This window comes from Candidatus Devosia phytovorans, assembly GCA_029202405.1.
Taxonomy (GTDB): domain Bacteria; phylum Pseudomonadota; class Alphaproteobacteria; order Rhizobiales; family Devosiaceae; genus Devosia; species Devosia phytovorans.
In genome coordinates this window covers 1,607,811-1,614,825 of the sequence record CP119312.1, presented here as the reverse complement: position 1 = coordinate 1,614,825, position 7,015 = coordinate 1,607,811, and the positions used below count along the sequence as shown (strand labels likewise).

General features: G+C 63.0%; 7 protein-coding genes. 2 read left to right on the top strand and 5 right to left on the bottom strand.

Going from position 1 to position 7,015, the window contains the following annotated elements:
* Positions 1–174 precede the first annotated feature (174 nt).
* From P0Y65_08145 to P0Y65_08125, 5 genes are all read right to left on the bottom strand, one after another.
* Entirely contained in the window at positions 175–1,695 is a 1,521-nt protein-coding gene (locus P0Y65_08145; protein ID WEK06760.1) for a DHA2 family efflux MFS transporter permease subunit, read from the bottom strand.
* Between the two features lie 128 nt (positions 1,696–1,823).
* Positions 1,824–2,936 carry an HlyD family secretion protein gene (locus P0Y65_08140; GenBank protein WEK06204.1) on the bottom strand — a complete coding sequence of 371 codons (1,113 nt, stop codon included), beginning with the start codon at positions 2,934–2,936 and terminating at the stop codon, positions 1,824–1,826.
* On the bottom strand, positions 2,936–3,397 hold the full coding sequence (locus P0Y65_08135; protein WEK06203.1) for a MarR family winged helix-turn-helix transcriptional regulator: 462 nt from the start codon (positions 3,395–3,397) through the stop codon (positions 2,936–2,938). The genes P0Y65_08140 and P0Y65_08135 overlap by 1 nt, the downstream gene beginning before the upstream one ends.
* 348 nt (positions 3,398–3,745) lie before the next feature.
* On the bottom strand, positions 3,746–4,051 hold the full coding sequence (locus P0Y65_08130) for a TM2 domain-containing protein (GenBank protein ID WEK06202.1): 306 nt from the start codon (positions 4,049–4,051) through the stop codon (positions 3,746–3,748).
* A 47-nt stretch (positions 4,052–4,098) separates the two neighbouring features.
* On the bottom strand, positions 4,099–5,025 hold the full coding sequence (locus P0Y65_08125) for an MYG1 family protein (protein ID WEK06201.1): 927 nt from the start codon (positions 5,023–5,025) through the stop codon (positions 4,099–4,101).
* Positions 5,026–5,178: 153 nt separating this feature from the next.
* Here P0Y65_08125 and fgd point away from each other — a divergent pair, with 153 nt between their 5' ends.
* Both fgd and cofE read left to right on the top strand, forming a co-directional pair.
* Complete coding sequence (gene fgd, locus P0Y65_08120; protein WEK06200.1) at positions 5,179–6,177, top strand: glucose-6-phosphate dehydrogenase (coenzyme-F420); 999 nt, start codon at positions 5,179–5,181, stop codon at positions 6,175–6,177.
* A gap of 9 nt (positions 6,178–6,186) precedes the next feature.
* On the top strand, positions 6,187–7,014 hold the full coding sequence (gene cofE / locus P0Y65_08115) for a coenzyme F420-0:L-glutamate ligase (protein WEK06199.1): 828 nt from the start codon (positions 6,187–6,189) through the stop codon (positions 7,012–7,014).
* Position 7,015: the final 1 nt, after the last annotated feature.

Genomic DNA, 7,015 nt, shown 5'->3' with positions numbered 1-7,015 from the left:
ACTGCAGCCCATGTCCATGTGCAGCCAAAGCTTCACCAACGACTGCGCCAAACCTACATCCGCCATTCGCATAATATATATTATGGAACTAAGATTACGCCGAGCCCGCAATAGATTGGCACATTTGCCGCTTCGATCCGGCCTTTGACATCCAGCCATTCGGCGGAGTGAAGCTCACTCCGCCATGGCATGGGCGCGTTCGATGGCCAGCTCTTCCTTGCTCTTGGGCGGCGCAGACTTGTCCTTCTTGGCGCTGCGCAGCATCAGGATCAGCGGGATGGTCGCGATCGACAGCAACATCATCAGCCAGAAGTCGTCGAGATAGCTCAGGATCGCCGCCTGCTGCTGCACCAGGCCATTGACCGACGAAATGGTCTGCGCATTGCCGGTCAGCAGTCCCGGCATCTGCGTCTGCACCGCAATGGACGTCGGCGTGATCCGCTCTGCCAGTTCGGCATGGTTGACCTGCATCATGTTGGCCAGCACCGCCGACACCAGCGAGATGCCGATACCCTGACCCATGTTGCGCACCAGGCTGAACATCGAGGTCGCGTCGGCGCGCACCTTGGGCGCGATCGTCGCAAAGGCCATGGTCGACAGCGGCACGAACAGGAAGCCCATGCCAAAGCCCTGCATCATGCCGGTGGTGATCACCGGCCAGTAATCCATCTCCAGGTTGAACTTGGTCATTTCCCAGAGCGAGTAACTCATCACCACGGCTCCGAAGAGCATCAGGTAGCGCGCATCGACCTTGCCGCTCAGCCGGCCCACGATCATCATCGAGACCATGGTGGCAACGCCACGCGGCGCCATCAGCAGGCCGGTGAACACCACAGAATAGCCCATCAGCCCCTGCAGCAGCGGCGGCAACAACGCCAGGCCGGAGAACAGCGTGATGCCCATGACCAGCATCAAGATGGAGGCCAGCGAGAAGTTGAAATCCTTGAACATGCGCAGGTCGACGAAGGGCTGTTTGGCCGTCATCGAATGCACGATGAACACCCAGAGGCCGGTGATGACGAGGCCCAGTTCCACCCAGGTTTCCGTCGACTGGAACCAGCTGTTTTCCGCACCCCGGTCCAGCATCAGCTGCAACGCACCAACGCCCAGCGCCAGCATGCCGAAGCCGAAGAAGTCGAAGCGCCGCGTCTTGATTTCCGTATTGGGCATATAGGCCAAAAGCATCACGACGCAGAGCACGCCGACCGGCACGTTCACCAGGAACACCCAGCGCCAGTCGAGGGTTTCGGTCAGCCAGCCACCCAGCGTCGGCCCGACGATCGGCGCCACCATGATGCCCATGCCATAGATGGCCATGGCCTGCCCGATACGTTCCTTGGGATTGATATTAAGCAGCACGGTCTGGGCCAGCGGCGCGATCATGGCGCCACAGAGGCCCTGCATGATGCGGAACAGGACCATTTCCGGCAGGCTCGAGGCAATGCCGCACAGCGCCGAGGCCACGGTGAAGCCGATGACAGCCATGACGAACAGCCGGCGCTGCCCGAGGCGATCGGCCATCCAGCCCGTCAGCGGCGTCGCGATTGCGGCGGCCACGATATAGGACGTGAGCACCCAGGTGATCTCGTTCTGCGCCGCGCCCAGCGCCGAAGCCATATGCGGCAGCGCGACATTGGCGATGGTGGTATCGAGCACCTGCATGATCGTGCCGAGCATCAGCGCGACGGTGAGCATGCCCTTGTTCTTGACCACGATGGCGGGTTGGGAAACGGAAGCGTCGGCCACTTTGGCCTCCAGAATGGGATCATGGGACCGCCGCCACGATCGGCGACGGTCATCAATGCAAGGCTGCGGTCAGAGGCTTAGTGGGCCTGCATCTTGTCGAGGGTCGAAAACCCGGTATCGACGCTGACCAGGGCGCTCATGCCCGAGCGGAGCTGGATGTCGCTATCGGCATCGAAATCGATGCGGACCGGAATGCGCTGCACCACCTTGACCCAGTTGCCGGTCGCGTTCTGCGCCGGGATCAGCGAGAATTCCGCACCCGTTGCCGCGCCAATGGACGTTACTGTGCCTTCGATATGCCGGCCCGACAGGGCATCGACCGCCACTTCGGCCTTCATGCCGATCTGGATCGCGCCGAGCTGGGTTTCCTTGAAATTGGCTTCCACCCAACTGCCATGCGTTTCGACCAAGCTCGCAATCGTCGTGCCCATCGATACGAACTGCCCGACATTGAGGCTCCCGACCTGGCTGATCACGCCATCGGCGGCGGCCACCACATCGGTTTTGCCGAGGTTACGCTGGGCCAGTTCGACCTGGGCCAGCGCCGCCTTGACCGTGGGATGATCGTCGGTGGCGATATCGGCCGAGCCACCCAGGGCTGCAGTCGCTGCCGCAACCTGCTGTTCTGCCGTGGTCACGGCATTCTGCGCCGTCTGCAGTGACAGTTTTGGTTGATCGAGCGCCGAGGCCGAGGACACCCCCTGCCCCACCAGCAGGTCCTGCCGGTCATAGGTGGCCTGCTGGATACCCAGCGTCGTCCGGGCCGCTTCGAGCGCCCGCTGCGCCGTGGCATAGGTCACCTTGAGCTGTTCGACGCCAACCCGGGCCGTACCGAGCGCGGCCTCGGCCTGGTCGAGCGCAATCTGATAGGGCGCCGGGTCGACGCTGAAGATCACGTCGCCGGCCTGCACCTGCTGGTTTTCCCGCACATTGACCGCCGTGATGCGCCCGGCGATATCGGCCGAGATGGACACCTTGGCCTGCTGCACATAGGCATTGTCGGTTTCCTCGAACCGGCCACCCGTCAGGTAGAAATAGCCACCCGCCGCCGCAATCAGCACCGGCACGCTGACCATCAGCGCGACCCGGCCGAAACGGCGCTTCTTGACCGGCTCGGCCGGCACTTCGGGCGTCACTACCACTTCGGGCTGTGCCTTGGCATTCTTGGGTTCAGAGACATGGGCGTTCATCAGAGGTCATCCTTGGGCGGGGCCGCCGCGCGTGTGAGATTGTTACGAATTTGGAGGAGGCCGTCGGTCACGGCCTTGAGGTCGGCATCGCTCAACCCGGCCATGGCTTCGTTCTGGATGCCGCGGCCAACCGCCTTGGCAGCCAGAAACAGTGCCTCCCCTGCCGGGGTGACATGAAGGATCTTGGCGCGGCTGTCGGACGGGTCCTGCTGGCGCGTGACCAGGTCGCGCTTTTCCAGCCGGTCGAGAATGCCCTTGATGGTCATGGGGTCGGCGTCGATCGCGGCGCCGAGCACGGTCTGCGACACGCCGCCCTGACGCACCAGCTCGCCCAGAGCGCGCATCTGCGGCAGCGTCAGGTCGTGCACCTTCACCTCTTCCTCGAAGCGACGGCGAAACGCCTTGGCCACTTCGTGGATGATGTAGCCGACCGATTCTTCAGCCTGGACGGGCTTGTGCATCTATGTGCCTCACTTTCGTAGGCACACATATAATATGTAGGCATATAATATGCACACATATTTTTGCGCGACAGCTATCCGCCGCGCGCATGGATTACTTAGCAATGAAAGGGATTTGGCGGGCGGCGCCCTTGGACCGATCGAGATTCAACTCAGGCTGAGCCGAAAATGGCGGTTTTCGAGACGTTCGCAGCTGTACGAGAAAGGTCCAGTGGACCTTTCTCAGCGAAGAACGCCCGTAGAGCTACGCTCGTAGGGCTATGGCGCAGCGTACGTTTTAGTACGTGAGCACCGGAAGCGCAGAAAACCGGCGTTTGCAGGCCAGCATCAGTTGAAGATCGATCGGTCCTAGCGTCGACCGAACACTTGATCGGCGATACGATAGTTGCGACCGGCGACTATGCCGGGAATGAGCAGCGCATCGATCAGCCACCACAGGCCCACCAGGGCCCACAGAAAACCCAGCACGCCGAAGCTGACGAAGGTCAGCACCAGCACCAAGCCCGAGAACGCCAGCTGCAACAATCCGCTCAGCACCCGACCGAGATAGAAGCGGTGCGCCCCGACATAACCGAGGAAAAACCACAACAGGTAAGCCACCAGCAGTGACTTCTTCTCGATATCATATTGGGCAGTGGCGCGATCGTTGACCATGGGGCCTCCTTGTGGTCACCGATACGTGGGACCGCTGTCCGCCAGATTCAAGCTTGCGGCGACTGCAGGGCTTCCTTCACCGCAATCTCGGCCATGGCCAGCGCCGCTTCCCGCGTCCTGGCCGCGGCAACAAACCGCCCGTTATGGCAGAAGCTCGCGCCTGCCACGCCCGAGGCCGCCTCGAGCTCGCCATTGGTCAGCCCGGCCCAGCTCGCCGGCAGGTCGGCGCGATTTTCAAAACCCTCGTCGCCCTTGCGGATGGTGGTGAGGCACCAGTCCTTGTCGCGCGGATGCACCACGAACAGCAGCTGGTCAGCCCCCGCCTTGAGCACTGCCGGCCGGAACGGCATGCCCATCGGCAGCTCCAGCACATGCCCCTGCCCTGCCTTGGCAATCGCCTGCTGCACCAGGCCCTCGGCCCGCAGTTTCGCCGCACTGCGCGCAATGCTCGCTTCGACGAACGCCCGCGCAATCGCCAGCGCCCCATGGAACGCCCGATCGTCAGCCCCATCCGACTTGTCATCAAACACCGGCTTCAGCGTCTCCAGCAGCACCGGCAGCGTCAGATCCGCCAGCGGACCACTCGGGCTCAGCGCACCATTGTCGGTCAGATCCACTGGCAAGACGAACTTGCCATCAAAACCGGCATGCACGCTCTCGACATGCGCCGCCGGCACGCCCGATGCGCTGAGATAGTCCCGGCCATAATGCTTCCACACCAGCCCGAACGAACTATAGGGCTGCCCGTCCTCGCGCAAAGGCGCGCCGCGCTGGTGGTGATCAAAGATCTGCGCTGCCGCATCATAGGCGCCGCCGACGTCATAAATGATGCGATCCGCCCCCGGCGTGATCCACTCCGGCGCCCGGCTGCGCTTGATCTCGGCATTGGGGAACAGCCGGGTCAGGATGACACTCGACAGCAACTCGTCGGCATGGAAGCCACCCGAATGGGTGACGAGATAGGATATGGTCATGCCGAAGGCCCCTGTTTCGCGGATTTGCCGCACAATGCCGGCACCTGATAGCCTTGGAACCCTGCCGGCTCAACCCATGCAGAATCCCGATTTACATTTTTGACCATTTGGTCAAACTATCTCCGACAACCGGCGAGCATTGAGGGGAAACAGATGCGCTTCGGCTACAAGGCTTCCGCGGAACAGTTCGCGCCCAACAAACTCCTGCAATTCGCCATCGAAGCCGAACAGGCCGGTTTCGAATCCGTCTTTATCAGTGATCACTTCCAGCCCTGGAAGCATACCGACGGCCACGCCCCCTTCGCCCCCGCCTGGATGGCCGCGGCCCTGGCGCGCACCGAAAAGATCGTCGTCGGCACGTCCGTGCTCACCCCGACCTTCCGCCTCCACCCGTCCGTCGTCGCCCATGCCTTCGGCACGCTGGGCGCCATGTTTCCGGAACGCGTGATCCTGGGTGTCGGCACCGGCGAGTCGCTCAACGAAGTGCCCTCCACCGGCATGGTCTGGCCCGAGCTCAAGGAGCGCTCGGCGCGCCTGCGCGAAGCGGTCACCCTCATCCGCAAGCTCTGGAGCGAGGATCGCGTCAGTTTCGAGGGCGAATACTATAAGACGCAGAACGCCACGATCTACGACAAGCCCGAGAAAATGGTGCCCATCTATCTGGCCGCCGGCGGGCCGCTCAATGCCAAATATGCCGGCCGCGCTGGCGATGGCTTCATCTGCACCTCCGGCAAGGGCGCCGAACTCTATGTCGACCAGCTCCTTCCAAACGTCGCCGTGGGCCGCGCAGAATCGAACCGCGAGGAGAAATCCTTCGAGCGCATGATCGAGGTAAAAGTCTCCTTCGATCCCGATCCCGAGGCCGCGCTCAACAATACCCGCGCCTGGGCCGCCCTGTCGCTCACCCCCGAGGAAAAGCATTCGGTGGAAGACCCCGCCGAAATGGAACGCCTCGCCGACCAGCTCCCGATCGAGCGCGTGGCGAAACGCTGGATCGTTTCGTCCGACCCCGAAGAGCATGTTGCGGCGATCAAGACCTATATGGATTATGGCTTCGACCATCTGGTCTTCCACGCGCCAGGCGAGGACCAGAGCCGGTTCCTGTCGCTCTATGCCAAAGAAATCCTGCCGCGCCTGCGCGCCATTTCCTGAGGTTTCGCCATGGCTCTGCCGCGCTATTCCGTCTGGGGCATTTCCGGCATGCCAGAAGTGGTCAAGGGTGATGACCTCGTCGCCCTGATCGCCGATGCTGTCGCCCTTTCGCTGCATGAAGATCCCGAAAACGCCTTGCGCGACGGCGACATCCTCGTCGTCACCAGCAAGATCGTCTCCAAGTCCGAAGGCATGCAGGTCCCCGCCACCGATCGCGAACAGGCCATCGCCCTCGATACCGTCCGCGTCGTCGCCGAACGCATCCACCCCGGCGGCGTGACCAAGATCGTCGAAACCCGCCAGGGCCTCGTCATGGCCGCCGCCGGCATCGACATGTCCAATGTCCCCGAAGGCATTGCCCTGCGCCTGCCCGCCGATCCCGACGCCTCCGCCCGCCTGCTCTGCGCCGGGCTGCGCGAAAAGCTCGGCGTGGCGCTGGGCATCATCATCACCGACACCATCGGCCGCCCCTGGCGCGTCGGCCAGACCGATATGGCCATCGGCGCCGCCGGCATCCAGCTCACCGAAGACCTGCGCGGCGAAAACGACGCCAATGGCCGCCCGCTCCATGTCACCGTTGCCGTGGTCGCCGACGAACTGGCCGGCGCCGCCGACCTCGTCAAGGGCAAGACCTCCGGCATTCCCGTCGCCGTCATCCGGGGCCTTGGCCGCCTCGTCGCCGACATGGCATCCCCCGGCGCGCGAACCTTGGTCCGCATCGGCGACGACGACATGTTCCGCTTCGGCTCGGCCGAAGCCTATCGCCTGGGTTATGAAGCCGCCCAGGCCGAAATGCGTGATCCCGTAACCCAATCCAAACGCGTCAAACAGGATTGAC

What these genes read in the sequence shown, in the direction of transcription:
- P0Y65_08145 (WEK06760.1), bottom strand. Translation starts at nt 1,695, where the DNA reads ATGCTCACCGTCGCGCTGATGCTCGGCACGATCATGCAGGTGCTCGAT.
- P0Y65_08140 (WEK06204.1), bottom strand. Translation starts at nt 2,936, where the DNA reads ATGAACGCCCATGTCTCTGAACCCAAGAATGCCAAGGCACAGCCCGAA.
- P0Y65_08135 (WEK06203.1), bottom strand. Translation starts at nt 3,397, where the DNA reads ATGCACAAGCCCGTCCAGGCTGAAGAATCGGTCGGCTACATCATCCAC.
- P0Y65_08130 (WEK06202.1), bottom strand. Translation starts at nt 4,051, where the DNA reads ATGGTCAACGATCGCGCCACTGCCCAATATGATATCGAGAAGAAGTCA.
- P0Y65_08125 (WEK06201.1), bottom strand. Translation starts at nt 5,025, where the DNA reads ATGACCATATCCTATCTCGTCACCCATTCGGGTGGCTTCCATGCCGAC.
- fgd (WEK06200.1), top strand. Translation starts at nt 5,179, where the DNA reads ATGCGCTTCGGCTACAAGGCTTCCGCGGAACAGTTCGCGCCCAACAAA.
- cofE (WEK06199.1), top strand. Translation starts at nt 6,187, where the DNA reads ATGGCTCTGCCGCGCTATTCCGTCTGGGGCATTTCCGGCATGCCAGAA.